Origin of the sequence: Amycolatopsis albidoflavus (genome assembly GCF_039525725.1) — a bacterium.
In the GTDB taxonomy this organism is placed as follows: domain Bacteria; phylum Actinomycetota; class Actinomycetes; order Mycobacteriales; family Pseudonocardiaceae; genus Amycolatopsis; species Amycolatopsis albidoflava.
In genome coordinates this window covers 751446-776124 of sequence record NZ_BAAAHV010000011.1, presented here as the reverse complement: position 1 = coordinate 776124, position 24679 = coordinate 751446, and the positions used below count along the sequence as shown (strand labels likewise).

The window sequence follows — 24679 nt, the reverse complement described above, 5'->3', positions numbered from 1 at the left end:
TAGATCCATGTCTGAAAACAATGCACCCGTCTGGTTTATCACCGGATGTTCCACCGGCCTCGGCCGCGCACTCGCGACCGCCGTCCTCGAACGCGGCCTGCGCGCGGTCGTGACGGCCCGCGATCCGCAACGCGTCGCGGACCTCGTCGCCGCGTACCCCGGCCGCGCGGTCTCGGTCGCGCTGGACGTCACCGACAAGCAGCAGATCACCGAAGCGGTCGCCGAGGCACACCAAGCCTTCGGCCAGATCGACGTGCTCGTCAACAACGCGGGCTACGGCTACCTCGCCGCCGCCGAAGAAGGCGAAGACACCGAGATCCGCGCACTGTTCGAGGCCAACGTCTTCGGCCTGATGGCGCTCACCCGCGCGGTCCTGCCGGGAATGCGGGCTCGGCGCAGCGGTCACCTCGTCTCGGTCTCGTCGCTCGGCGGGCTGGCCGCCTTCGGCGCGACCGGCTACTACCACGCCACCAAGTTCGCCGTCGAAGGCTTCAGCGAGTCGCTCGCCGCCGAGGTCGCGCCGCTCGGCATCGGCGTCACGATCGTCGAACCGGCCGCGTTCCGCACCAACTGGTCGGGCCCGTCCATGCGGGAATCCGCCGTCCGCATCGACGATTACGCCGACACCGCGGGCGCGCGCCGCACCTCGACGCTCGCCACCTACGGCAAGCAGCCCGGCGACCCGGACCGCGCCGCGACCGCGGTCATCGACGCCGTCACCTCCGCCGAACCGCCGCTGCGCCTGCTGCTCGGCCAGGCGGCTTACGCCATCGCCACCGCCCGCCTCGACACCCTCCGCAAGACGTTCGACGACTGGCGCGACGTCACCCTGTCCGCCGACTTCCCGAAGGAATCCGAATGAGCAAGGTCGCCCTGATCACCGGTGCCAGCAGCGGCATCGGCGAAGCCACCGCCCGCCGCCTGGCCGCCGACGGCTGGCACGTCGTCGCCGGAGCGCGCCGCGAAGACCGCCTAGCCGAACTCGCCGCCAGCACCCGCGGCATCGAAGTCCACCGCCTCGACGTGACCGACCGCGCCGACGTCGCCGAGTTCGTCGACCGCGCGGCGCGCCACCACGGCGAGATCGACGCGTTCATCGCGAACGCCGGCGTGATGCCGCTGTCCCGTTTGGACGCCGGGCTGGTCGAGGAATGGGACCGGATGATCGACGTCAATGTCCGCGGCCTGCTGCACGGCATCGCCGCCGCGCTGCCGCACTTCACTCGCCAGCGCCGAGGCCACTTCGTCACCGTCGCCTCGATCGGCGCGCACCAGGTCACGCCGACCGCCGCGGTGTACTGCGGGACGAAATACGCGGCGTGGGCGATCACCGAGGGCCTGCGGCAGGAATGCGACCCGTCGATCCGCGTCACCACGGTCTCCCCCGGCGTCGTCACCTCGGAGCTTGCGGACACGATCAGCGACCCGGAAACGCAGGAGGTCATGCGGATCTACCGCAAGGACGCGATCGAACCGAAAGCGATCGGCGACGCCATCGCCTACGCTCTCGACCAGCCGGCCGACGTGGACGTCACCGAGATGATCGTGCGCCCCGCTCGGCAACGCTGAGCGAAGGAGGGCGCGCATGCCGCAGTACCTGCTCGGGATCTACCAGCCCGACGGCGGGACCCCGGATCCCGAGGTGCTGGCGGACATCGCCGCGCGCCTCGAAGCGGTGACCGACGAGATGAAAGCGACCGGCGTCTGGGTCTTCTCGGGCGGGCTGCACCCGGCGCCCGCCGCTCGAGTCGTCCGCGCTTCCGGCGACGACGTCCTCTGCACCGACGGTCCGTTCGCCGAAGGCAAGGAACACCTGGGCGGCTTCACCATCGTGACCGCGCCCGGCCCGGAGGCCGCCGCCGAATGGGCCCGGCGGATCGCGGAGATCACCACGCTGCCGGTGGAAGTCCGGGAGTTCCATTGATCTCGACGGCCGTGCTCGAGCGGATCTTCCGCGCCGAGCACGGCCGCGCGGTCGCGGTGCTGGCCAGGGTCTTCGGCGACCTGGACCTCGCCGAGGACGCCGTCCAGGAGGCGTGCGCGATCGCCACCGCGAAATGGCGCGCGGAAGGGCTTCCGCCGAGCCCCGCTGGCTGGCTGGTCACGACCGCCCGCAACCGCGGAATCGACCGGCTCCGGCGCGAATCCACCCGCGCCGACCGCCACGCGCAAGCCGCGCTCCTGCACGCCGCCGAACCGTTCGACGAAGGCGCGATCCCCGACGAACGCTTGAGGCTGATCTTCACCTGCTGCCACCCCGCCCTCAACCCCGCCGCCCGAGTAGCGCTCACCCTGCGCCTGCTGGGCGGCCTCACTACCCCCGAGATCGCACACGCGTTCCTAGTCCCGGAATCGACGCTGGCACAACGCTTAGTGCGCGCGAAAGCCAAGATCCGCGACGCCCGCATCCCCTACCGCGTCCCTGACGCCGCCGACCTCCCGTCTCGGCTCAACGCCGTCCTCGCGGTGCTGTACTTGATCTTCACCGAAGCCCACACCGCCAGCACCGGCCCGGATCTCACCCGACCGGACCTGGCCGCGGAGGCGATCCGCCTGACCCGAATCCTGGCCGCGCTGCTGCCCGACGAACCGGAAGTCCTGGGCTTGCTCGCACTGCAGCTGCTCACCGAATCCCGCCGCGCGGCCCGCCTCGACGCCGACGGAATCCCTGTCCTGCTGCCCGACCAAGACCGCGCCCGCTGGGACTGGGCGCTGATCGCCGAAGGCCAGTCGCTGGTCCGTCAGTGCTTGAGACTCGACCGCCCCGGGCCGTACCAGATTCAGGCCGCGATCAACGCCGTCCACAGCGACGGGACCGACTGGGTCCAGATCCTCGCCCTCTACGACCAGTTGCTCGCCCTGACCCCCACGCCGATCGTCGCGCTGAACCGCGCCGTCGCGGTGGCCGAGGTCGAAGGCCCCGCTGTCGCGCTGACCATTGTGGACAGTCTCGACCTCGGCCACCGGCACCTGTTCCACGCCGTCCGGGCGGATCTGCTCGCCCGGCTAGGCCGAACCGCCGACGCCGCGGAGGCTTACGACGAGGCTTTACGTCTAGTCGCCAACGAGGCCGAACGCCTTCTGCTGCAACGCAAACGGGCCGCTCTCAGCTGACTGACTGATCACTTCTTCGCCGGGAGCTCGCCCTCAGCCCGCTTTCCCGCGGCTGACGACCCCTTCGACGATCTTCGTCAGGTGCGCGCCGACGTTCTCCACACCGCCGTTCTGCACCGCGATCTGCGCCCCCTCCATCGCGAACGTCAACTCCGCCGCACTCAGCTCCGGATCGGCTGACCCGAGCCCCTCGCACATCGCCCGGAGCCTGCCGAACTGACGGGTCTTGTGCTCGCTGATCAGCCGCCGAGCGGGATGGTCCGGGTCGGGCAGTTCGGCGACGGAGTTCGTGAACGGGCAGCCGCGATGGGAGAACTCGGGCAGCCCGTCGACGATGAACCGCCCCACCGCGCGGATCTGCTCCGCGAAATCGCCCGGATGCGCCTGTTCCGCCGCGTCGAACGCCGCGGAGTAGTCGTGCACGACGATCCGCAGCCATTCCGCGATGAGCGCGTCCTTGGTGCCGAAGTGCCGGTAGATCGCCATCTTCGTGGTCCCGGCGCGGTCCGCGATCGCCTGGACCCCGACCCGCACCACGCCCTCGTTGAGGAAGAGTTCCTCGGCCGCGTCGAGGATGCGCTCGCGAGGCGGCAACGTCGCGACCCTCGTCGGCCGCCGGTCGGAGGTGCTCGTCATCGGTTCTTCCTCGAGGGGCTTGGCAATCCGGTTCTTCCCGGCTACGGTACACAACCGTCCCCCGTGATACCACTCGGTATCACTCAATACGGATGAGTCTCCCGAAGGGCCTGCTGGTGAAAATCTCCGAATACGCGAGCTGCGACGCGGTCGCCTTGGCCGACCTGATCGCCCGCGGCGAGGTAACGACGGCCGAGGTCGCCGACGCGGCCGCGCGAGCTGGGGAAGCGGTCAATCCGCAGATCAACGCCGTAGTCGAAACCTGGCCGCCCGAAGACACTCCGGCCCCCGGCTCCGCACCGCTGGCCGGCGTGCCGTTCCTGATCAAGGACCTGGGCGTCGCCATGGCAGGCAAGCGCAGCGAACTCGGCAGCCGCTTGGCCGCAGGCTCCGTGTCCCCCGAAGACTCGTTCCTGATGCGCCGCTTCCGCCAGGCGGGCCTGGTCACCATCGGCCGCACGAGCACCCCGGAAATGGCTTACAGCACCACGACCGAACCGGAGTTCTACGGCGCGACCCGCAACCCGTGGTCCCTGGACCTCAGCGCAGGCGGCTCGAGCGGCGGTTCCGGTGCCGCCGTCGCCGCCGGAATCGTGCCCCTCGCGCACGCCACCGACGCCGCGGGTTCCATCCGAGTCCCCGCCTCCAGCAACGGATTGTTCGGCCTGAAGCCGACCCGGGGCCGGGTTTCGCAGGGCCCCGGCGCCGACGAGGTCTTCAGCGGACTGGCCGTGCAAGGCAGCCTGAGCCGATCTGTCCGCGACAGCGCCGTCCTGCTGGACCTGATCGAAGGCCCCGAACCCGGCGACCCGTACTTCGCCACCCGCCCGGATCGCCCCTATGCCGCCGAAGCCCGACTCGATCCCGGCCGCCTGCGGATCGCCGTCCTGCGCCAGCCATGGGGCGGCCGACAGCCGACCGCGCCAGTCTCCGCAGCCCTCACCGAAACCGTGCGCATGCTGGACTCCCTTGGCCACCACGTCGAAGAAATTCCGCTGGATCTGGGCGTCTCCTGGGAAGAATTCGTCCTGGGCAACGCCCGGATGTGGACCGCGAACCTGGCCCCGTGGATCGACAGCATCTCCGCCGCCACCGGCCGCCCCGTCGACGAGACCACCTTGGAACCGGTCACCCTCGCCAGCTACCGCTACGGCCACCAGGTCACCGCCGACGAGTTCGTCCGCGCGCTGGCCATCCGCAACCAGGTCTCCCGAACCTTCGCCCAGCACTTCGCCCGCTACGACCTGCTGCTCTCCCCCACCCTCCCGGAGCCGCCGGTCCCGCTAGGCGTCTACGGCGACGGTGCCGACCGCCTGGACGGTCTCGGCTGGCTGGACCGCATCCTGGACCGCTCCCCCTACACCGCCGCCGCGAACGTTTCAGGGGTCCCGTCGATGTCCGTCCCCCTGGCCGAACACGAAGGGCTTCCGATCGGCATGCAGTTCACCGCCGCCTTCGGCCGCGAAGACCTGCTGTTCCGCCTGGCCGGACAGCTGGAACGAGCCGCCCCGTGGACCCACCGCAAGCCCCCGATCTGGGCGGCCGAATGACCCCCTGAGTCCACATTGGACGAACAGCGGACGGTGACCCGCGTCCCAGCCACCCCAAACCCTGACGGCACCTCCGGAGTTCTCGCTAGACTTGGCAAGCGATGCGACGATTCCGGTGGTGGTGGGGGGCGCTGGTCCTCGCCTGCGTAGCTGTTCTCGTGGGCTTTTTCGTCTTTTTCGGCACCGAGAGCCGCCCAGGCCAGCCTTTTCCGCGGCAAGGCCCGCCCGGCCGCGGCCCGCTGACCATCGTCTCGCTTGGCGACAGCACTGTCTCCGGCGAAGGCGCCGGCGCCTACACCCCCGACACCGACGGCAAGAACGGCGACTGGTGCCACCGCTCGTCCGCCGCGTTCGTGGAAAAGGTCCGCATCCCCGGCGTCTCCGCCCGGGTCAACCTGGCTTGTTCGGGCGCCCCCGCCGCCCAAGTCGCCCTGGGCGAGGCCAAACAGTGGGGCGAACGCTCCCAAGCCGCCCAACTGGCCGACGTGGTCAAGGATCACCGGGTATCGGCGGTAGTGATCGCCGTAGGCGCGAACGACGACCCGAAATTCTCCGCCCAAGTGAGCGAATGCTTCAAGGCATGGTTCTCCTCCGACGGCCCGTCCTGCAACGTCGCTTTGAAGGAAACCTGGAAGTCCAAAGTGGACGCAATGGTGCCGAAGGTGGCGAACGCGGTAGGCGATGTGAAAAAGGTACTGGCCGACGCCGGATACGTGCCCGCGGATTACCAGTTGGTATTGCAGTCCTACGCCACTCCGGTAGGCCCGAACATCCCGCCGGACCTGCAAAGCCTCAACGGCTGCCCGTTCCGCACCGACGACCTGCAATGGATTTCGACCACCGGAATCAGCACGCTTTCCGCAGGCATCAAACAAGCAGCCACCCAATCCGGCGCCCGTTTCCTGGACCTGGCCCGAGCAGGAGAAAACCACGAAGCCTGCTCCGGCGGCGCGAACCCGGCATCAGAATGGTTCACGAGGCTCACCCTGCACCTGAACGACCTGACGCAAGTGGATCGAGCGACGCACGCACTGCAGGAATCCTTCCACCCCAACGCCGCCGGACACGCCGCCATCGCCGACTGCCTCACGGATTTCCTCACGACGCAGCAAGGAAACGCCTCCTGCCTGACCGCCCCCGACGGCAAACTCCACGCCGTCCCCGAACCAGTCAGCTGACTCCCCCCGCGCCGCTTCACCCCGGCAGCAGTCCGTGAGGGGAACCCTCACGGACTCTGATTCCCTCAGGGTTCCCCCCACGCCCCTCCGCCGTCCGTGAGGGGCCCCTTCACGGATTCAGATTCCCTCAACGAGCCCTTCACGGACTTCTCCAAGCCGCCGCAACGCACCCAATGCGGCATTCGGTGCATCCCACGCACCCAATGCGGCATTCGGTGCGTCACATGCACCCAACGCCACATTGGGGCGCAAGCCCCGCCTCACTCACCAAACCGCAGCCGATGCACCCAACCGTCAAAAGCACCCACCCCACCCCCAACCCCGATACGAAGCCAAAAACACGGCGCGGAGGTGCTTGTCAAGGCATCTTTCCCGCCTTGACAAGCACCTCCGCGCCGTAGTCACAATCAAACTTCGGGGTGGTGGCCCCCCAACGCACGCAATGTCGCCGCCAGGCGACGAGCCGACCCCACAAACGCAGGATTCACAAATCCAACGCAGCCCTCAAAGCCACATCAATCTGCTCCTGAACATCCACATCAACCTCAGCGACCCGCTCCGCCAACCAAGGCCGATACAACCGCGTCAAATTCAACGTAGAAACCCAATACCGAGCATCCACCGCAACCCCGAGAATATCCTGCGGATCCCGATCCAACAGCTCAGTCCCGAGCAGCCAAGGCCGCTCAGACTCATTCACCCCATCCGACGACAGCAGAACCACAGTCCGCTGCCGCGCGGGATCAGTAGGCGGGTGGTAAGTCCAAACCTCACCCCTGCGCACGCATCTCCTTCTCCGCAGCCGCCCGCTCCGCCTCGTCCGCCTCGGCAGACGGCGTGACAGGAGCCCGCTGCGGGGTATACCCAGTCCGAACCGCCTCGCGCCGGGCCGCCTTCGACAGCCAGGACGAGACCGAAATTCCGTGCGCTTTCGCGGCCCGCTCGGCGTACTCGAGCGCACCGGTGTCGAGCGAGAGTGTCACCTTACGTGTTGCCATACCTTTTACCGTACCACTCCCACGGCACCGACGGCTCTCACAACGTCGGCGACCTGCCCTCGAACGGCGTGGACAGCACGACAGTCGTCCGCGTGGACACCTTCGCCGCCTCGCGGATCCGCCGGAGCAGGTCTTCGAGGCCGAGCGGCGACGCGACCCGCACCAGCAGGATGTAGGACTCGTCGCCGGCCACCGAGTAGCAGGACTCGATCTCGGTGATGTGCTGGATCCGCTGCGGGTAGTCGTCGGGAGCGGCCGGGTCGTTCGGGGTGAGCGAGATCAGCGCGGTGAGCGGGAGGCCGATCTGCTCGCCGTCGAGCCGGGCGGTGTAGCCGAGGATGACGCCGCGCTGTTCGAGGCGGCGCACCCGCTGGTGCACCGCCGACACCGACAGCCCGACCCGTTCGGCGAGATCGGTGAAGCTGCGCCGCCCGTCGGCGGCCAGCTCCTGCACGATCGACTGGTCGAGCGGTTCCAGCGGGCCGCTCATGCCGTCGCCTCCTCGGGGAGTTTCCCGCCGGCTGCCGGGAAGGGAACGGCGATGATCCGCGTGCGAACTGCGCTCATGCGTCCAGCACGACCAGTTCGTGCGGGCGCGTGTTCACGGACTCGACGCCCGATTCGGTGACGAGCACGATGTCCTCGATCCGCGCGCCCCAGCGGCCGGGCTGGTAGATGCCCGGCTCGACGCTGAAGGCCATGCCCGCCTCGAGCGGCAGCGCGTTGCCCGCGATGATGTAGGGCTCCTCGTGCACGTCGAGGCCGATGCCGTGGCCGGTGCGGTGGATGAAGTACTCGCCGAACCCGGCGGCGTCGATGACGTCGCGCGCGGCCTTGTCGATGCTCTCGGCGGTGGCGCCGGGGCGGACCGCGTCGACCGCGGCCTGCTGCGCGCGCTGCAGCACGGCGTAGGTTTCGGCGACGTCGGCGTCGCGGGGCTCGCCGATCGAGTAGGTGCGGGTGGAGTCGGAGTTGTAGCCCTCGGGCACCGGGCCGCCGATGTCGATCACGACGACGTCGCCGCGTTCGATGACGCGCTCGGACACGTCGTGGTGCGGGCTGGCGCCGTTGGGGCCGGAGCCGACGATGACGAAGTCGGCGTGCGTGTGGCCCTCTTCGACGATGGCGGCGGTGATGTCCGCGCCGACCTCGGCCTCGGTGCGGCCCGCGCGCAGCCACTCGCCCATCCGGGCGTGGACGCGGTCGATCGCCGCGCCCGCCTTGCGCAGGGCGTCGATCTCGGCGGCGTCCTTGCGCATCCGCAGTTCGCGCACGATCGGGCCGGCCAGGGTCTGCTCGGCGTCGCCGAACGCGGCGCGCAGGGACAGCACGTGCAGCGCCGGGGTGAAGTCGCTGACCGCGATCCGGCCGGGCTTGCCGAGCCGGTCGGCGACGAGCCGGTAGGGGTCGTCGCCGTCGACCCAGGTGAGCACCTCGACGCCGAGTTCGTCGGTGGGCACGCCCGCGTAGCCGGGGGCCTCCAGCTTCGGCACGACGAGCGCGGGGGTCCCGTCGGCGGGCACGACGAGAGTGGTCAGCCGCTCGAAGGAACCGCCGGCCTGGCCGAGCAGGTACCGCAGGTCGGACCCGGGCGCGACGAGCAGCGCGTCGGTGTCGGCGGCGGCGGCCGCTTTCGCGGCGCGGTCGAGACGGGCGCGGAGCGCGGCGGCGTCGGGAGCGGGCGTGTTGAGGGATCGGCTCGACATGACGCCGAGCCTAGTACCGGCGTCCCGGCGCAGCCCGCCCGTCCTCCCCAACCCGGCGCGCCGCCCGGGTCATCCAGCCGAAGTCCCGCGCGGACGGCCGAATCTCGGTCCGTGATGGGCTCCTTGAGGGAATCTGATTCCCTCAAGGAGCCCTTCACGGACCTTGGCCTCCGCGGACGCGCCCGGCGCCGGATTCGGGGCAACGCGGGCCGGACGTGGCAGGCTGTGCGGGTGACCGGACCACTCGCTCTCCTCGATTCCGCGAGCCTCTACTTCCGCTCGTTCTACGCGCTGCCCGATTCGATGACCGCGCCCGACGGGACGCCGGTCAACGCCGTGCGCGGGTTCACCGACACGATCGCGCGCATCCTGACCGACCGCCGTCCGTCGCGGCTGGTCGCCTGTCTCGACGCGGACTGGCGGCCGAAGTTCCGCACCGATCTGCTGCCGAGCTACAAGGCGCACCGGGTCGCCGAGGCCGGGGACGGCGGGGCGGACGTCGAAGAGGTGCCCGACACGCTGACCCCGCAGGTGCCGATCATCCTGGACGTGCTGGAGGCGTTCGGGTTCGCCGTCGCGGAGGCGGCCGGGTACGAGGCGGACGACGTGATCGGCGCGCTCGCGACCCGGGAGAAGGACGCGCCGGTGGAGGTGATCACCGGCGACCGGGACCTGTTCCAGCTGGTGCGCGAGGAGCCGACGCCGACGTCGGTCGTGTACGTCGGCAAGGGCTGGGCGAAGGCGGAAGTGCTCGGACAGCGGGAAATCGCCGAGAAGTACGGCGTTCCGGTCGACCACGCCGGGCCCGCTTACGCCGACATGGCCGCGTTGCGCGGCGACCCGTCGGACGGGCTGCCGGGTGTGGCCGGGATCGGCGAGAAGACCGCGGCGAAGCTGATCACGCAGTTCGGGTCGCTGGAGGAACTCGTCGCCGCGTCCTCGGCCGGGGATTCGCGCGTGCCGTTGAAGACCCGGCTGCGGCTCTCCGACGCCGCGGATTACCTGGCCGTCGCGCCCACGGTGGTGCGGGTCGCGGTGGACGCGCCGGTCGAGCAGTCCGGGCCGGACGCGGTGCCGGCCGCGCCCGCCGATCCGGAGCGGGTGGCGGAGCTGGCCGAGCGCTGGAACCTGGGCCGTTCGGTGGAGCGGCTTCTGGCGGCGCTGCCGGGAGCCTGACGACAGCGGAGAGGTTCCAGCGCTCGGGCGAGCGCTGGAACCCTTCCGGTCAGAAGTGCGTGCCGGTCCAGGGCTGAGTCCCGGTCTGGAACAGCGCGTCCACGCGGGCCAGGGTTTCCGCGCTCGCACCGGTGATCCGGCCCGACAACGCGAGCGGAGCGGCCTGCCAAGCGCCGAGGTACAGCATTGCCAACGTGTCGACGTCGAGCTGCAGATCCGCTTCGTCGTCAGTGCGCTCGACGCCGTTGCTGCTGACCCGGTAGCGGCCGCGGTTGTCCGGGAGCATGCGGTCGTTCACCTCCAGCACCACCGGTTCCGGCGAGCCGTACGTGCGCGCGGCGAGCGCGGCCTGCACGTCGATCAACCGCAGCCACAGTTCGTCGTCGACGCCGGTCGTGTGCGCCCGGCGCGGGTCGACGAGCAGCAGGCCCACCGGATCGTCCACCGGACGGTTGCGGGCGTGCACGACCTCGATCAGGTCGACCGACAGCAGGAACCGCCACAGCCCGGCCAGCGCTTCCGGGGTCGCCGCGTGCAGTTCGTGGACTTCGAGCGCGGCTCCGCGCTCCGGGTCGAGGTAACTGTTCTGCGGTACGACGTGGAACACGGCGAAGCCGTCGTCGCCGTTCGGTCCAGTGTGGACAGCGACGCGGTGGTTGCCGCCGTCCGGGTGGAGGTGCCAGTCGAAGGCGATCGGCCACCAGAGTTCCGGGCGGGCGATCAGGCCGGGGCGGTGGGTGTCGATCCGTTGGTACAGCGAGGGAATCGTCGCGATCGCGTCGTCGGTGGTGAGCAGCCGGACCCGGCCGGGGAGGTCGACGCTTTCGCGCAGCGGGGCCGGTTTCTTGATCTGCAGGGTGGCCATGCGGGTCGCGACGCCGTAGCCGTAGCGGCCGTAGATCAGCGCTTCGCTCGCGTGCAGCGCGGCGACGACGTGGCCGCGTCGCACGAAGTCGTGCAGTTGCCGGTCCATCATCGCGGTGAGCACGCCGCGGCGGGTCCAGTCGGCGCGGACGCCGACGCCGTCGACCGCGGCCATCGGCACCGTGGAGCCGCCGGGGACGGTGAGCGTGGTGGCGAAGGAGCTGGCGATGCCGATGGCTTCGCCGTCGTGGAACGCTCCGGTCCGGCCGTCCGCCGTCCAGGAACCGCCGACCTTCGCCCAGCGCTCGTCCGAGGGCGGGTTTCCGTGCAGGGAACGCACCAGAAGGTCGAAGGTCTCGCGGCTTTCGGCGTCGGTGATCTGGCGTACCACGTAGTCGCTCATGACCCGATTGAACCAATGCCGCCGCCGCGCGGCCATCGGTTTTACCGCGGCTGATCTACTGCGGCGGGTCGACGCGGTACTTGCCGTCCGCGCCGGTCACCGTGATGGGGACGTGTTTCGTCGCGCCCGCGATGTCCACAGTGCACTGGAACCGCGAGCCGTCGGCGACGGGCTGCCGGTCGGGGCAGGACACCGTGCCGACGTTCGCCATCTTGTAGTCGGTGGTGAGCAGCCGGGTGACGGCCGAGGCCATCACCCGGGAGTCGAACACCCGCATCGCCTCCGACGAGCTGGGCGCCGACGACGACGCGACGCCCGGCTCCGCGGGGCTGTTCGGCGTGACCGTGACGGTGTGGACCGGAGGCGGGGGCGTCCCGCTGTCGCAGCCCACGGCGGCGAGCATTCCCAAGCCGCACAACAGCAGCACCGGCACGGCGCGCATCAATCCCGCTCCTCTGCGCGAAACGTCTGGTCAACGGTCAGAAGAACGTACCGCACCACACCGATTCGCGCGTGCCGAAGAGAACGTCGGCGGCCTCGGGCGCGGCCGGGTCGAGCACCTCGATCCGGCCGGTGGCGGCGAGCGCCGACGCGCGCCACGTGCCGAAGTAGAGCATCGCGAGCGTGTCCACGGAGAGCCGCAGCGCCGGCTCCGCGTCCGTGCGCGAGGCGCCGTCAGGCCCGACGAGGTAGCGGCCGTCGTTGCCCGGCAGCGACCGGTCGACCACTTCGAGCACGACCGGTTCGGCCGGGCCGTAGGTGCGGGCGGCGAGTGCGGCTTGCACGTCGACCAGCCGGAGCCAGCATTCGTCGTCGGTGCTTTCGGTTTTCGCCATCCGGGGGTCGGCGAACAGCAGCGCGTGCGGTTCGTCGAGCGGGCGCATCGCGAGGACGATCTCGTCGACCAGGTCGACCGACAGCAGGAACCGCCACAGTCCGGCGAACGCGTCCGGGTTCGCGTAGTGGAACGCCATCACGTTCAGTTTGGCGTGGTCGTTGGAGTCTTCCTCGACGTAGTAGGTCAGGAAGCCGTCGTCTCCGTCGGGGCCGCGGTGCACGGCGGTCTGGAGCAGTTTCGCGCGGCGGCGCAGCGATGCCTCGTGCCCCGGCCAGTAGACCTCGGACCGGGTCATCGCGGCGACGCGGCCCATCGCGGTCGCGGCGTACAGCTCCGGCCACTTCGGGGCGGCCTCGTCGACGCTGAGGACCGTGACCTCTCCCCCGGCCGGCACGTCCGGGCGCAGCTGCGCGCGGTGCCGGTCGACCACGACCCGCTTGGCGAGGGTCGCGACCCCGTAGCCGTAACGGCCGTAGATCGCGCCTTCCGACGCGTACAGCAGCGCGAGCGGGACGCCTTGTTCGGCGAAGTCCGCCAGCTGCGCGGCTTTCAACGCGCTGAGCACGCCGCGCCGGGTGCGCCCAGCTCGGACTCCGACGCCGGTGACCGCGGCCAGCGGGAGCCGCGCTCCGCCGGGGACGACCATTTCCGCCGCGAAGGACCGGGCGGTGCCGACCAGGTCCGGTTCGAAGACGCCCCAGCTGCGTTCGGCCTGGTACGCCTTGGAGACGCGGTCCCATTCTTCGTCGGTGCCGGGCTGGACGTGCAGCGCGGCCCGGAACAGGTCCCAGGCCCCGCGCTGCTCGTCGGGACGGAGGATGCGGACGGTGCGGTCGCTCATGCCCCGATCATCGCCGGGGCGGCCCCGGGATCGCCACTGAATTGAATGGCGTCACTTGGCGGCGGGCGGCGAGACCTCGTAGTTGCCGTCGGTGCCCTTGACGGTGATCGGCACCTGCTGCGGTTTGCCGTTGATGGTGGCGGTGCACTCGAATTTCGCGCCGTCCTCCACCTTCTGCTCGGCCGGGCAGGTGACTCCGCTGACGCCCTGGATCTTGTAGGTGTCGGTGAGCATCTTCGCGACGTCGGTCTGCATCTGGTTGTTGTTGAAGACCTGGGTTTTGAAGAAGCCGGGCGCGACGAAGCCGAGGATCGCCACGACCGCCACCACGACGACGAGCGCGCCGATTCCGATGAACAGGCCCTTCTTCGACCCGCCCGAGGACTCCGGCGCGGCTCCGCCGGGCTGGCCGTAGTCGTACTGGCCGGGCTGCTGGCCGCCGTACTGCTGCTGCGGCTCCCCGTACTGCTGCTGGCCGTAGGGCTGTTGCGGCTGCTGCCCGTACGGCGGGGGCTGCTGGCCCCACTGGGGTTGCTGGGGCTGCTGCTGTTGGGGGTAGCCGCCGGGCTGCTGGCCGTACTGCGGGTCTTGACCGTAGGGCTGCTGCCCGTACTGCTGGGGCGGGTACGGCTGCTGCTGCGGCCCGCTCTGCGGGTACGCGCCGCCCGGCTGCTGCCCGTATTGCGGGTCCTGGCCGTAGGGCTGTTGCCCGTACTGGGGCTGCTGCCGCGGGTCGTTGCCGCCATACGGCGTGCTCATCGTTGGCCTCCGCCTTCGTCTGTCCGCACCCGCGGGCCGGGCCGGGGGTGTCGTGCGCGATCCAACCACAGGTCTGGACCTGGCACACGTGTCCGCGCGCAGTCGCTACTAAGGTGTGCCCTCGCGGTCATGCCGCGCCCGCGGCCACTACGCCGCGGCGCAGCGCCCGGACCGCTTGCGCCGCCGCGGAACCGACCGGGTCCTCCTTGCCGAGGACGTCGCGGATCTGGTCGAGCAGGTCGATGACCTGGCGGCACCAGCGGACGAAGTCGCCCGCGGACAGCTCCTGCCCGTTGGTCTCGGCCGCGGTGAGGACCTTCTCCAGCGATTCGCCGCGCGCCCAGCGGTAGACCGGCCACGCGAAGCCCGCGTCGGGTTCGCGGGTGCGGTCGAGGCGGTGGCGGCGTTCGTCCTCGGTGAGTTCGACCCACAGCCTGCTGGTTTCCTGCCACGCGCCGGGGACCGCGCCGCCGGGCAGCCGGGGTTCGCCCGCGGTGTCGCGGCGGGCTTCGAACACGAGCGTGGACACGACCGCGGCGAGTTCGGCCGGGCCGAGGCCGGTCCAGACGCCGTGCCGGATGCATTCGGCGGCGAGCAGGTCGGATTCGCTGTAGAGGCGGGTGAGGCGGCGGCCGTGTTCGGTGACGCGGTCCTCGCCGTCGCCGGGACGGACGTAGCCGCGTTCGCCGAGCAGCCGCAGGATCCGGTCGAACGCGCGGGCCAGGGAGTGCGTGGTGGCCGCGACTTTCCGTTCGAGCTGTTCGGTTTCGGCGGAGAGCCGCTGGTAGCGCTCGACCCAGCGGAGGTTGGCCTCGCGTTCGGCGAGGCCGTGGCACGGGTGGGCGCGCAGGGCGCGGCGCAGCGAGGCGAGTTCGGCGTCGTCGGCGGCCGCGGTGCGGCGGCGCTGGCGTCCGGGCAGGGCGATGCCGGCGTTGCGCAGCGACGAGGCGATGTCGCGGCGGGTTTTGGGCGAGCGCAGTTCGATGTGCTTGGGCAGTTTGATCCGGCCGAGTGCTTCGACCGGGGCCGGGAAGTCGGCGACCGACAGCGGCCCGGACCAGCGGTCCTCGGTGACGACGACCGGCCGCGGCTCGCGGATCGGGTCGAGGCCGGGGTCGACGACCACGGCGAGCCCGGCGCGGCGGCCCGCCGGGACCGGGATGACGTCGCCCTTGCGCAGTTTTTCCAGCGACTGGGCGGTTTCGGCGCGGCGGGACGAGGTGTTCTGCCGCGACAGGGTCTTCTCGCGGGCGGAGATCTGCGCGCGGAGTTCGACGTACTCGAGCATCTGCTCGAAGTCGCCGGAGATCGCGTCGGTGTAGCCCTTGAGGGCTTCCTTGTTGCGTTCGATCCGCCGCGCGGTGCCGACGACCGACCGGTCGGCCTGGAACTGCGCGAAGGACTGTTCCAGCAGGTCGCGGGCCGCGTCCGCGCCGACCTGGGCGACCAGGTTGACCGCCATGTTGTAGCCGGGGCGGAACGACGAGCGCAGCGGGTACGTGCGGGTGGAGGCGAGGCCGGCGACGGCCTTCGGGTCGACGCCGGGCTGCCAGGCGACGACGGCGTGGCCTTCGATGTCGATGCCCCGGCGGCCGGCGCGGCCGGTGAGCTGGGTGTATTCGCCCGGGGTGAGGTCGACGTGCGCCTCGCCGTTGTATTTGACGAGCCGTTCGAGCACGACGGTGCGGGCGGGCATGTTGATGCCGAGCGCGAGGGTTTCGGTCGCGAATACGACCTTGACCAGGCCGCGGACGAACAGTTCCTCGACGGTTTCCTTGAACGCGGGCAGCAGCCCGGCGTGGTGGCCGGCGAAGCCGCGTTCGAGCGCCTCGCGCCATTCCCAGTAGCCGAGGACGCCGAGGTCGCCCTCGGGCAGCTCGGCGGTGCGGGCGTCGACGATCCGGCGGATCTCCTCGACCTGTTCGGGGCCGTTGAGCCGCAGGCCGGAGCGGACGCACTGGGCGACGGCGGCGTCGCAGCCGGCGCGGGAGAAGATGAACACGATCGCGGGCAGCAGCCCGGCGTGGTCGAGCCGTTCGGTCACGTCGACCCGGGACGGGGGCCGGAACCTCGGCCCGCGCGGCGGGGCGCCGCGGCGGCCGCCGCGAGGTCCGCGGAAGTTCGGCGCGAATCGGCCCATGTCGTCGGTTTTGCGCAGCAGAGTGGGGTTGATCCGCAGCTGCTCCCCCGGGTCGGCCTCGTTCTGGCCGGCGAACAGGTCGAGCAATTGGTTGCCGACGAGCATGTGCTGCCACAGCGGGACCGGGCGGTGCTCGTCGACGACGACGGTGGTGTCGCCGCGGACCTCGACGAGCCATTCGCCGAATTCCTCGGCGTTGCTGACGGTGGCGGACAGGCCGACGACGCGGACGTGCTCGGGCAGGTGGAGGATCACTTCCTCCCAGACCGCGCCGCGGAAGCGGTCGGCGAGGTAGTGGACCTCGTCCATGACGACGTAGCCGAGTTCGGGGATCGAGGAGCTGCCCGCGTAGAGCATGTTGCGCAGCACCTCGGTGGTCATGACGACCACCTGGGCGTTGCCGTTGATCGAGGTGTCGCCGGTGAGCAGGCCGACGGCGTCGTTGCCGTAGCGCTCGACGAGGTCGGCGTACTTCTGGTTGGACAGCGCCTTGATCGGCGTGGTGTAGAAGCACTTGCGGCCCTCGGCGAGGGCGAGGTGGACGGCGAACTCGCCGACCACGGTCTTGCCGGCTCCGGTGGGGGCGCAGACCAGGACGCCGTGGCCCTCTTCGAGCGCTTCGCAGCCGCGGATCTGGAAATCGTCGAATTCGAAGGCCGATTCGGCGGAAAACCGGGTCAGCTGGGGGTGCTTGGCGCGGCGACGGGAGGCAGCGTAGGCCTCGGCCGGCGATGGTGAAGGGCTAGTGGCCACCCGGTCAGGGTTTCATATGCCACCGACATTCCGCACGCGGCGTGCGGGAACGCCCTCGTGAGCGGCGGCACTCACGACCGCCTGGGACTCAAGGGGCACGGCTGGGGCGAGGCTGCCGAGGTCGAAGGACCCCGCGAGCGCGCTGACTGGTCGCAGCCAGCCCTCCAGGCGTGATCCGTGAGGGGAACCCTGAGGGACTCTGAGTCCCTCAGGGTTCCCCTCACGGACATCAAGAACCAGCCGCATGGTGACGAGTCCGCCATTTCGCGGCGGTCGGTGCGGCCGCACCGTACCAGGGGCTGAGTACGGGGGTCGTGAGTGCCGACGCCGGTGAGAACCGGCGCCAGCGGTCACGAGACGACGGTGAGCGCGGAGGGCACGCAGACCGCTTCGACCGGCGTCTGGCCTTGGTCTTCGCCGTCGGCGTAGACGGGCCAGCCGGGTGCTTCGATGCGGAGGGTGCGGGTGCGGAAGGTTTCGACGCTGGGCTTGTGCACGTGTTCGCCGGTGCGCAGGTGCGGGAGCATCCGCAGCAGGCGGGCGCGGCCGGGGGCGCCGATGACGGTGACGTCGAAGAGCCCGTCGCCGGGGTCGGCGTCCGGGCAGATCGGGATGCCGCCGCCGTAGTACGGGGTGTTGCCGACAGCGATGAGGCTCGTGTCCCCGGAGAGGACGCCGTGGTCGGTGTGCACGACGATCGGGCTGGGCCGGAACGCGGCGAGTTCGGCGAGGATCGCCAGGTCGTAGCGGCGGGGGCCGGCGGGCCAGCGCATCGCGTTCGCGCGGGCGTTGACGGCGGCGTCGAATCCGGCGCAGAGCACGGTGGAGAACCAGGTGTCGCCGGCGCGGCCGAGGTCGACGCGGCGGCGGCGCCCGGCCTTCAGCGCTCTCGCGAGGGCGTCGGTGGCGGCGCGCGGGTCGGCGGGGATGCCGAGGGCGCGGGCGAAGTCGTTGCCGGTGCCGGAGGGGACGAGGCCGAGCGCGACGCCGTGGTCGGCGCAGAACTGGACGCCTTGGTGGGCCGCGCCGTCGCCGCCGAGGACGATGAGCACGTCGAGGCCTTCGGCGTGCGAGGAGCGCATGAGCGCGCGGGATTCCTCGACGCTGGTGGCGGTGAGGAGGTCGAGCCGGTCGACGGCGGGCCGGAGCCGCGCCCCGACGGCTTCGGCGATGCGGGCGGCCGCGCCGCGACCGGAGGCCGGGTGCACGGCCAGTGCTGCGTTCAGGCCCACGGTCAGGTGATGTCGTCGGTCGAGTTGGAGCGGCCGGTCGACGGGCTCTGCGCAGTGGGTTCTTCGCCGTCGGCGGTGCTCGGGGTGTAGTTGAACGGCGCGGCCTCGTCGTCGGCGAGCTGGTCCCAGCCCTCGTCGTGGCGGCCGCGGTCGAGCTTGCGGTCGTGGAAGCGGGCGATCTGGATCGACAGCTCGAACAGCAGGGTGAGCGCGCCGGCGAGGCCGAGCATCGAGAACGGGTCCGAGCCGGGGGTGGCGAACGCGGCGAACACGAACAGCGCGAACACGAGGCCGCGGCGCCACCGCTTGAGCTGCTGGTATTTGAGCACGCCGACGCGGTTGAGCATCACCACGAGGAGCGGGAGCTCGAAACTGACGCCGAAGATCACCAGCAGCGACAGGATGAAGGAGATGTACTTGTCCGCGGTGAGCGCGGTGACGAACTGGTCCTGGCCGAAGCCGGCGAGCAGCGCCAGCGCGTGCGGGACGAGCAGGTAGGCCAGCACCGCGCCGGCGGCGAAGAGCACCGAGGCGAAGCTGACGAAGATCATCGCGTACCGGCGCTCTTTGGCGTAGAGGCCGGGGGCGATGAACGCCCAGATCTGGTAGAGCCAGGCGGGCGAGAGCAGGACCGCGCCCGCCGCGACGCCGACCTTGAGGCGGATCATGAACGCTTCGAACGGAACGGTCTGCAGCAGGCGGCAGCCGGGCTGGTCGCCGGCGAAGCGCTGCGAGGCCGGGATGGCGCAGTACGGGTGCGTCATGATGTCGCCCAGCGACGGGATCGGGCCGAGCCGCTGCTCGAACCAGATGAACCCGAAGATCGCGCCGACGACGATGAAAACGACCGCCCAGCCGAGGCGGCGGCGGAACTCGTAGATGTGCTCGATGAGCGTCATCGTGCCGTCGGGGTTTTTCCGGCGGCTGCGCCGGGTCCGCTTGCTGGACCGGCTTCCGTTGCCGTTGGCGGCTTCCGCCACTGGTCGTTCCGTTCTCGTCAGAGCCCGCCGCGGCGCGCCGCACCGGCGCGCCGCCGTGGACCGGGGACCGGGTGGTGCGCGCGGAGGGTCAGCTCGCGTTCTTCTGCGGCTGGTCGGCCGGGGCGGCCGCCTGCTGCTTCTTCAGTTCGTCGAGCTGGCGCTGGAGGTCGGCGACCTGCTTGTCCTGCGCGGTCTGGGCGGGAGCGGGGGCGGCGATGTGCCGGGTGTCGGCGGACTCGGCCTCGGCTTCGGCCTTCTGCTCGCCGGTCAGGTCCTTGGTCTCGGCCTTGAAGATCTTCATGGACTTGCCGATGGACCGGGCCGCGTCCGGGAGCCGCTTCGCTCCGAACAGCAGAACCACCACGAGCACCAGAACGATGATGTGCCACGGCTGCAGCGCGTTCATGGTCGTCTGCCCTCCTTGTCTGGGGTCTGTGCTGATGTTACTTGTTGCCGGCCGCCGGGCGGCGTTCGGCCACGGCCACACGGAGTGCCGCGGACCGGGCCCGGATGAGTCCGGTCCGGTCGTGGGTGTCCGCACTTACCATGCTCATGGTGCGGCGGAAGCGGCGCAAGACTCCGGCGGTCCGTACCAGCAGCAGGGCCAGGACGAGCAGGCCGGCCGCGAGCAGCACATAGACGGGCAGGTACGGCACTTAACCACCTTATCGGTCGGAGATGGACGCGAGGTGACGGGCACGCGCCACGGCGTCGGCCGCTCGGCGACCGACTGCCTCGGCGAGTGTGGCGGGGCTCTCCACCTGGGCTTCCCCGCCGAGGCTGAGCACGAGCCGGACCATCCAGGGCTCGTCGCTGTAGCGCATGGCGATGCGCAGCCGTCCGCCGTCGAGTTCGTCGAGTTCCTCGCAGGGGTAGTACTCGGCGACCCAGCGGGCGTCGGGGTCCAGGACGAGATGGGCGACCCGCTGATCGGGACGGGCGGAGAAGACGCCGTCGGACAGGTCGGTGGGCCGCGCGTGGGCGGGCGGAGCTGCGGGTTCGTCCAATACGGTGAGCGCGTCCACCCGATCGAGGCGGAACAGCCGGACGCCTTCGACGCGCCGGCACCAGGCTTCGAGGTAGCCGACGCCTTGGACGATGACGAGCCGCATCGGGTCGACGGTGCGTTCGGTGATCTGGTCGCGCGAGGCGGTGTAGTACCGCATCCGCAGTGCGCGGCCTTCCTGCAGCGCGCCGGACACGGTCTCGCGGGTGCGGGCGGCGCGGGCTCCTTCGCGCACTCCTCCCCCGACGACGACTCCGGCCGGGCGGGCTTGTCCAGCGGCGTCTTCGATTTTGGCGATCGCGCGGCGGACCGCGTCGCCGTCGGCCACGCCCGGGGTCTCGGCCAGCGCGCGCAGCGCGACCAGCAACGCGGTGGCTTCGCCGCCGGTGAGGCGCAGCGGGCGGCTCATCCCGGCGTCGTGGGTGACGACGATGGTGTCGCCTTCGAAGGACAGGTCGATCAGGTCGCCGGGCCCGTAGCCGGGCAGGCCGCACATCCACAGCAGTTCGAGGTCTTTGCGCAACTGGCGCGGGGTGACGTCGAAGTCCTGGGCCGCCTCGTCGATCCGGATGCCCGGGCGGGCCAGCAGGTAGGGCACGAGCGCGAGCAGTCTCGGCATGCGTTCGCCGGAAGCGCTCATCGCACGCTCCCCTGTCCCGTGCGGGCGAGCACGGCCTCGTGCCGGTGCTGCACGGACTTGGCCAGCACGTCCGGTTCGAGCACGAGCACGTCCGGCCCCTGCGCGGCGATCCAGTCGGCGGCCGATTCCGGGAAGTACAGCCCGATCTCGATCACGTCGCCTTCCTCCCCCGCGACGATCTCGCGCCCCACCACGTCCCCGCGGCGGCGCACCCCCGCGGCCCGCCCGTCCGCGATCCACAACCGGGCGGTGGTGACGGGGGCCGGATCCTCGCTGCCGCTGGTCACTGACACCAACTGCATCAAATTGACACCCTCAGGCCGGGCGACCGCACCCGGCTTCCCGATCGCGACAACCTTCCCGGTCACCCGAGAAAGCCGAAAACAGCGAGACGCGTCGCGATCCCGGTCGTGCCCGACGACGTACCAACGAGCCCGCCAGGACACGACCCCCCACGGCTCGAGCGTGCGGATCCGCCGCTCCGGCGACCCGCTGCGCCGATACTCGAACCGAACGGCCTGCCCGGCCTGGACAGCGGCCAGCATGGGCGCGAACGCCGGCTCCGCCCGCACCCGAGGCTCGATCACCGTCGGAGCCTGGTCGTCGACCTCGACCCCAGCCGCCCGCAGCTTCACCAACGCACCCTGCGCCTGCCCGGTCAGCTCCGGCGAATCCCACAGCCGAACCGCGAGCCCCACCGCGGCCGCCTCGTCCGGCGCAAGGTCGATCTCGCCGAGCTCGTAGTCGCGCCGGGCGATCCGATACCCCTCGACCGGGTCGAAGACGGAGTTGCGCCCGGTCTCGAGCGGAATCCCCAGTTCGCGCAGCTCGGTCTTGTCCCGCTCGAACGTGCGGAAAAAGGCGTCGTCACTGGCCGCCTCGGCGTACCCCGGAACGATCCCGCGGATCCGCTCCGCGGTGAGGTACTGCCGGGTGGAGAGGAGGGCCAGCACAAGATTGACCAGCCGTTCGGCGCGTGCGGTGGACACCAGACGACTCTAGCTCTCCCCGCTCCCCGCCATCGCGAGGTCCGCCCCGCGCGCGTCGCGCCTGGTCAGCCCTTGGTTGGCGCGAACGGACCCTCCGCACCCGCCCGGTCACCCACCGCCGTTCCCCTCGCGCACTGCCCCCGGATCGGGTTCCCTCCTACGGAACCAACTTCGCCACGCGCCCCTTGACCCCGCTGGCCCAACATGCCCCGGACCACGTGCAATCAACGGTGTCAAAACTGCCCGTATCGAACGAGACCCAATGCCGCCCACCGTCACGACTCAAATCGCTCCCGCCAGGTCCCACAGCGAGCACCGTCCCACCACGCCAAGCAAGCCCGGACCGATACCCAGCAGGATGCTCCGGCGGCGTACGCCAGGTACGGCCGCGGTCGTGGCTCACCGCGACCGCCGGTCCAGGCGCAGTCGGATTGGCGTAGTCCCCACCAATCGCGACGCCCTGCCACGGCGTACGGAACGCCACCGCGAACACCCCAGCCGACGCACTGCTAGGCAACGGCGTCACAGACGCAGCCCAGTGCCGCCCACCATCACCAGAGTGCAAAACGCGCGCGTGCGCCCCACCACCAGTAGCAAGCCACGCGTCAAACGGCCCAGACGTAGTGATGCACTGCCCGCTGGCGGCAAACCCAGCTTCTCCAGGCTCCGCAGGCGGAAACGCATCGTCCGGAACCTGCCGCCAACTGCGCCCACCGTCAAAGGTGGCCTGCACGCGGAACTTCCCGTTGACCGGATCACTCATCGCAAGCCCGCGCCAAGGATCGAAGAAGGCCAAGCAGTCGTAGAACGCAGCAGAATCAGGATTGCCGAACGTCTGCCGCCAGCTCTTCCCGCCATCGTCAGTGCGATAGACCCGGGAATCCGCCCCAGGCCCGATCGACAACACCACGGCATGGTCAGCATCGAACGCCTCGATATCGCGAAACTCGAGCTTCCCAGCATCCGGCGGCCCGACCGACAGCCAACTGCTCCCACCGTCAACCGTCCGCAGCACAGTGCCTTGGGTGCCGCTGACCCACGCCACCCGCTCACTAACCGCAGACAACCCACGAAACTGCGCAGCGGTACCCGTAGGCAAAAGCCGCCACGACGGCAGCGAAGAGGCCGCCGCAACCCCGCCCAACCCCACCGACAGCACCGCTACAAGAACCAGAACCGCCCGAAACCCACGCATGCGCAGATCCTGCCGCACCACCCCGACAACTTTCGTCGGTTCTCTCCAACACAACAACGACTTCCTCGCCCCAGGCCCAGCCCTGACCGCTCACTCGCCCACCACGCGGGATCGCGCCGGCGTTTGGGGGCTCACCGGCGTGACAGGCCGAAGGCCCCTCACGCCGGTGAGCCCCCAAACGCCGGCTAAAAGCGATCCCGCCCGCGGCGGCGGAGCCGACGCCAAAAACACAGCTTGGTGAGCTAGTCACCCACCCAGCCACCCCTAAAGCGACCCAATCAACCGCTCAACCCGCTCATCAACAGACCTAAACGGGTCCTTACACAACACAGTCCGCTGCGCCTGATCATTCAACTTCAAATGCACCCAGTCCACCGTAAAGTCCCGCCCAGCCGCCTGCGCAGCCGCAATAAAGTCCCCACGCAGTTTCGCCCGAGTAGTCTGCGGCGGCGTATCCTTCGCAGCCTCAATCTCCCCGTCGTCAGTAACCCGCCGCACGAGCCCCTTCCGCTGGAGCAGGTCAAAAATCCCCCGCCCCCGCCGAATGTCGTGGTACGCCAAGTCCAACTGAGCCACCCGAGGACTGGACAAATCAAGATCATGCTTAGCCCGATACCTCTCAACGAGCCGATGCTTGATCGCCCAGTCAATCTCGGTATCGATCTTGCTGAAGTCCTGCTCCTCCACAGCCTCCAGCGCCCGCCCCCACAACTCCACAACCCGCTCATTGGCGGCCGTAGACCCGTTCTCCTTCAAATGCTGCACAGCCCGAGCGTGATACTCCCGCTGAATATCCAGCGCCGAAGCCTCCCGCCCGCCAGCCAGCCGAACCTGCCGACGACCAGTGAGATCATGACTGATCTCCCGAATAGCCCGAATAGGGTTGTCCAGCGTGAAGTCCCGGAACTGCACCCCCGCCTCGATCATCTCGAGCACCAGATGCGCCGACCCGACCTTCAGCATCGTCGTCGGCTCGGCCATGTTGGAGTCGCCGACGATGACGTGCAGGCGCCGGTAGCGCTCGGCGTCGGCGTGGGGTTCGTCGCGGGTGTTGATGATCGGCCGGGACCGGGTGGTGGCGCTGGAGACGCCTTCCCAGATGTGCTCGGCGCGCTGGGAGAGGCAGTACACGGCGCCGCGCGGGGTCTGCAGGACCTTGCCCGCGCCGCAGATGAGCTGGCGGGTGACGAGGAAGGGCAGCAGGACGTCGGCGATCCGGGAGAATTCGCCTGCCCGGGTGACCAGGTAGTTCTCGTGGCAGCCGTAGGAGTTGCCCGCGGAGTCGGTGTTGTTCTTGAACAGGAAGATGTCGCCGCCGATGCCCTCGTCGGCGAGCCTGCGCTCGGCGTCCACGAGGAGGTCCTCGAGGATCCGTTCGCCTGCTTTGTCGTGCGTGACGAGCTGGGTCAGGTCGTCGCATTCGGCTGTCGCGTATTCAGGGTGCGAGCCCACGTCGAGGTAGAGCCTGGAGCCGTTGGACAGGAACACGTTGGACGAGCGTCCCCACGAGACGACCCGCCGGAAGAGATAGCGCGCGACCTCGTCGGGCGAGAGCCTGCGCTGGCCGTGAAAGGTGCACGTGACCCCGAACTCGGTCTCGATGCCAAAGATCCGCCGCTGCATCCCACCAGAGTAGGCGCTGGACCCCCGCGGAAGGTGCGCCGTTCGGGCGGCGACACGC

General features: G+C 70.1%; 25 protein-coding genes. 7 read left to right on the top strand and 18 right to left on the bottom strand.

All coding sequences use genetic code 11. From position 1 onward, the window contains the following. Window positions 1-7: 7 nt before the first annotated feature. Genes ABD156_RS18080 through ABD156_RS18065 form a run of 4 tightly spaced genes read left to right on the top strand, consistent with a single transcriptional unit; the run spans window position 8 to window position 3114 of the window. Window positions 8-862 (top strand): oxidoreductase, encoded by an 855-nt coding sequence (locus tag ABD156_RS18080; protein ID WP_344274269.1) that lies wholly within the window; start codon window positions 8-10, stop codon window positions 860-862. Next, window positions 859-1569, top strand: a complete 711-nt coding sequence (locus tag ABD156_RS18075; RefSeq protein ID WP_344274266.1) for an SDR family oxidoreductase — start codon at window positions 859-861, stop codon at window positions 1567-1569. Before ABD156_RS18080 ends, ABD156_RS18075 begins: the two co-directional genes overlap by 4 nt. 16 nt (window positions 1570-1585) lie before the next feature. Further along, the gene (locus tag ABD156_RS18070) at window positions 1586-1924 is read left to right on the top strand and encodes a YciI family protein (protein ID WP_344274263.1); all 339 of its coding nucleotides are present in this window, start codon (window positions 1586-1588) and stop codon (window positions 1922-1924) included. Beyond that, window positions 1921-3114 carry an RNA polymerase sigma factor gene (locus ABD156_RS18065; protein ID WP_344274260.1) on the top strand — a complete coding sequence of 398 codons (1194 nt, stop codon included), beginning with the start codon at window positions 1921-1923 and terminating at the stop codon, window positions 3112-3114. The genes ABD156_RS18070 and ABD156_RS18065 overlap by 4 nt, the downstream gene beginning before the upstream one ends. Window positions 3115-3147: 33 nt before the next feature. Here ABD156_RS18065 and ABD156_RS18060 read toward each other — a convergent pair whose 3' ends face one another. After that, entirely contained in the window at window positions 3148-3750 is a 603-nt protein-coding gene (locus ABD156_RS18060; RefSeq protein WP_344274257.1) for a TetR/AcrR family transcriptional regulator, read from the bottom strand. Window positions 3751-3842: 92 nt separating this feature from the next. Here ABD156_RS18060 and ABD156_RS18055 point away from each other — a divergent pair, with 92 nt between their 5' ends. Beyond that, the gene (locus ABD156_RS18055) at window positions 3843-5300 is read left to right on the top strand and encodes an amidase (RefSeq protein ID WP_344274254.1); all 1458 of its coding nucleotides are present in this window, start codon (window positions 3843-3845) and stop codon (window positions 5298-5300) included. Window positions 5301-5401: 101 nt separating this feature from the next. Beyond that, complete coding sequence (locus tag ABD156_RS18050; RefSeq protein WP_344274251.1) at window positions 5402-6478, top strand: GDSL-type esterase/lipase family protein; 1077 nt, start codon at window positions 5402-5404, stop codon at window positions 6476-6478. 484 nt (window positions 6479-6962) lie between these two features. On the opposite strand, the gene ABD156_RS18045 is transcribed toward ABD156_RS18050, so the two are convergent. From ABD156_RS18045 to ABD156_RS18030, 4 genes are all read right to left on the bottom strand, one after another. Next, complete coding sequence (locus ABD156_RS18045; RefSeq protein WP_344274248.1) at window positions 6963-7262, bottom strand: hypothetical protein; 300 nt, start codon at window positions 7260-7262, stop codon at window positions 6963-6965. After that, the gene (locus ABD156_RS18040; RefSeq protein WP_101439894.1) at window positions 7249-7476 is read right to left on the bottom strand and encodes a hypothetical protein; all 228 of its coding nucleotides are present in this window, start codon (window positions 7474-7476) and stop codon (window positions 7249-7251) included. Before ABD156_RS18040 ends, ABD156_RS18045 begins: the two co-directional genes overlap by 14 nt. Window positions 7477-7513: 37 nt before the next feature. Then, the gene (locus ABD156_RS18035; RefSeq protein ID WP_033287500.1) at window positions 7514-7966 is read right to left on the bottom strand and encodes an Lrp/AsnC family transcriptional regulator; all 453 of its coding nucleotides are present in this window, start codon (window positions 7964-7966) and stop codon (window positions 7514-7516) included. 73 nt (window positions 7967-8039) lie between these two features. Beyond that, window positions 8040-9182: a M24 family metallopeptidase gene (locus tag ABD156_RS18030; RefSeq protein ID WP_344274236.1), complete on the bottom strand. Its 1143-nt coding sequence runs from the start codon at window positions 9180-9182 to the stop codon at window positions 8040-8042. Between the two features lie 231 nt (window positions 9183-9413). On the opposite strand from ABD156_RS18030, the gene ABD156_RS18025 reads away from it, so the two are divergent. Further along, the gene (locus ABD156_RS18025; RefSeq protein WP_344274234.1) at window positions 9414-10358 is read left to right on the top strand and encodes a 5'-3' exonuclease; all 945 of its coding nucleotides are present in this window, start codon (window positions 9414-9416) and stop codon (window positions 10356-10358) included. A gap of 49 nt (window positions 10359-10407) precedes the next feature. On the opposite strand, the gene ABD156_RS18020 is transcribed toward ABD156_RS18025, so the two are convergent. The 13 genes from ABD156_RS18020 to pafA all read right to left on the bottom strand — a co-directional run bounded on the left by ABD156_RS18020 (window position 10408) and on the right by pafA (window position 24621). Continuing rightward, complete coding sequence (locus ABD156_RS18020) at window positions 10408-11625, bottom strand: GNAT family N-acetyltransferase (protein ID WP_344274232.1); 1218 nt, start codon at window positions 11623-11625, stop codon at window positions 10408-10410. A 55-nt stretch (window positions 11626-11680) separates the two neighbouring features. Then, on the bottom strand, window positions 11681-12067 hold the full coding sequence (locus ABD156_RS18015; RefSeq protein ID WP_344274229.1) for a DUF4333 domain-containing protein: 387 nt from the start codon (window positions 12065-12067) through the stop codon (window positions 11681-11683). 37 nt (window positions 12068-12104) lie between these two features. Next, entirely contained in the window at window positions 12105-13304 is a 1200-nt protein-coding gene (locus ABD156_RS18010) for a GNAT family N-acetyltransferase (RefSeq protein ID WP_344274226.1), read from the bottom strand. A gap of 51 nt (window positions 13305-13355) precedes the next feature. Continuing rightward, on the bottom strand, window positions 13356-14063 hold the full coding sequence (locus tag ABD156_RS18005; RefSeq protein WP_344274223.1) for a DUF4333 domain-containing protein: 708 nt from the start codon (window positions 14061-14063) through the stop codon (window positions 13356-13358). A 127-nt stretch (window positions 14064-14190) separates the two neighbouring features. After that, entirely contained in the window at window positions 14191-16956 is a 2766-nt protein-coding gene (locus ABD156_RS18000; protein WP_344274220.1) for a DEAD/DEAH box helicase, read from the bottom strand. A gap of 350 nt (window positions 16957-17306) precedes the next feature. Next, window positions 17307-18188: a diacylglycerol/lipid kinase family protein gene (locus ABD156_RS17995; protein ID WP_344274217.1), complete on the bottom strand. Its 882-nt coding sequence runs from the start codon at window positions 18186-18188 to the stop codon at window positions 17307-17309. A 2-nt stretch (window positions 18189-18190) separates the two neighbouring features. Then, window positions 18191-19168, bottom strand: coding sequence for a twin-arginine translocase subunit TatC (tatC, locus tag ABD156_RS17990; protein ID WP_344274214.1), 978 nt, complete (start codon window positions 19166-19168; stop codon window positions 18191-18193). An 88-nt stretch (window positions 19169-19256) separates the two neighbouring features. Continuing rightward, window positions 19257-19574 (bottom strand): Sec-independent protein translocase subunit TatA, encoded by a 318-nt coding sequence (gene tatA, locus ABD156_RS17985; RefSeq protein WP_344274211.1) that lies wholly within the window; start codon window positions 19572-19574, stop codon window positions 19257-19259. 37 nt (window positions 19575-19611) lie between these two features. After that, a complete protein-coding gene (locus tag ABD156_RS17980; RefSeq protein ID WP_344274208.1) occupies window positions 19612-19824 on the bottom strand; it encodes a bacteriophage holin in 213 nt (70 codons plus the stop codon). A 9-nt stretch (window positions 19825-19833) separates the two neighbouring features. Beyond that, window positions 19834-20814 carry a helix-turn-helix transcriptional regulator gene (locus tag ABD156_RS17975; protein WP_344274206.1) on the bottom strand — a complete coding sequence of 327 codons (981 nt, stop codon included), beginning with the start codon at window positions 20812-20814 and terminating at the stop codon, window positions 19834-19836. Beyond that, on the bottom strand, window positions 20811-21803 hold the full coding sequence (locus ABD156_RS17970) for a helix-turn-helix transcriptional regulator (RefSeq protein ID WP_344274203.1): 993 nt from the start codon (window positions 21801-21803) through the stop codon (window positions 20811-20813). Before ABD156_RS17970 ends, ABD156_RS17975 begins: the two co-directional genes overlap by 4 nt. A gap of 157 nt (window positions 21804-21960) precedes the next feature. Continuing rightward, window positions 21961-22998, bottom strand: coding sequence for a WD40/YVTN/BNR-like repeat-containing protein (locus tag ABD156_RS17965; RefSeq protein ID WP_344274516.1), 1038 nt, complete (start codon window positions 22996-22998; stop codon window positions 21961-21963). Between the two features lie 264 nt (window positions 22999-23262). Continuing rightward, window positions 23263-24621, bottom strand: coding sequence for a Pup--protein ligase (pafA, locus tag ABD156_RS17960; RefSeq protein ID WP_344274200.1), 1359 nt, complete (start codon window positions 24619-24621; stop codon window positions 23263-23265). Window positions 24622-24679 lie beyond the last annotated feature (58 nt).

What these genes read in the sequence shown, in the direction of transcription:
- ABD156_RS18080 (WP_344274269.1), top strand. Translation starts at nt 8, where the DNA reads ATGTCTGAAAACAATGCACCCGTCTGGTTTATCACCGGATGTTCCACC.
- ABD156_RS18075 (WP_344274266.1), top strand. Translation starts at nt 859, where the DNA reads ATGAGCAAGGTCGCCCTGATCACCGGTGCCAGCAGCGGCATCGGCGAA.
- ABD156_RS18070 (WP_344274263.1), top strand. Translation starts at nt 1,586, where the DNA reads ATGCCGCAGTACCTGCTCGGGATCTACCAGCCCGACGGCGGGACCCCG.
- ABD156_RS18060 (WP_344274257.1), bottom strand. Translation starts at nt 3,750, where the DNA reads ATGACGAGCACCTCCGACCGGCGGCCGACGAGGGTCGCGACGTTGCCG.
- ABD156_RS18055 (WP_344274254.1), top strand. Translation starts at nt 3,843, where the DNA reads ATGAGTCTCCCGAAGGGCCTGCTGGTGAAAATCTCCGAATACGCGAGC.
- ABD156_RS18050 (WP_344274251.1), top strand. Translation starts at nt 5,402, where the DNA reads ATGCGACGATTCCGGTGGTGGTGGGGGGCGCTGGTCCTCGCCTGCGTA.
- ABD156_RS18040 (WP_101439894.1), bottom strand. Translation starts at nt 7,476, where the DNA reads ATGGCAACACGTAAGGTGACACTCTCGCTCGACACCGGTGCGCTCGAG.
- ABD156_RS18035 (WP_033287500.1), bottom strand. Translation starts at nt 7,966, where the DNA reads ATGAGCGGCCCGCTGGAACCGCTCGACCAGTCGATCGTGCAGGAGCTG.
- ABD156_RS18030 (WP_344274236.1), bottom strand. Translation starts at nt 9,182, where the DNA reads ATGTCGAGCCGATCCCTCAACACGCCCGCTCCCGACGCCGCCGCGCTC.
- ABD156_RS18020 (WP_344274232.1), bottom strand. Translation starts at nt 11,625, where the DNA reads ATGAGCGACTACGTGGTACGCCAGATCACCGACGCCGAAAGCCGCGAG.
- ABD156_RS18015 (WP_344274229.1), bottom strand. Translation starts at nt 12,067, where the DNA reads ATGCGCGCCGTGCCGGTGCTGCTGTTGTGCGGCTTGGGAATGCTCGCC.
- ABD156_RS18010 (WP_344274226.1), bottom strand. Translation starts at nt 13,304, where the DNA reads ATGAGCGACCGCACCGTCCGCATCCTCCGTCCCGACGAGCAGCGCGGG.
- ABD156_RS18005 (WP_344274223.1), bottom strand. Translation starts at nt 14,063, where the DNA reads ATGAGCACGCCGTATGGCGGCAACGACCCGCGGCAGCAGCCCCAGTAC.
- tatA (WP_344274211.1), bottom strand. Translation starts at nt 19,574, where the DNA reads ATGAACGCGCTGCAGCCGTGGCACATCATCGTTCTGGTGCTCGTGGTG.
- ABD156_RS17975 (WP_344274206.1), bottom strand. Translation starts at nt 20,814, where the DNA reads ATGAGCGCTTCCGGCGAACGCATGCCGAGACTGCTCGCGCTCGTGCCC.
- ABD156_RS17965 (WP_344274516.1), bottom strand. Translation starts at nt 22,998, where the DNA reads ATGCGTGGGTTTCGGGCGGTTCTGGTTCTTGTAGCGGTGCTGTCGGTG.
- pafA (WP_344274200.1), bottom strand. Translation starts at nt 24,621, where the DNA reads ATGCAGCGGCGGATCTTTGGCATCGAGACCGAGTTCGGGGTCACGTGC.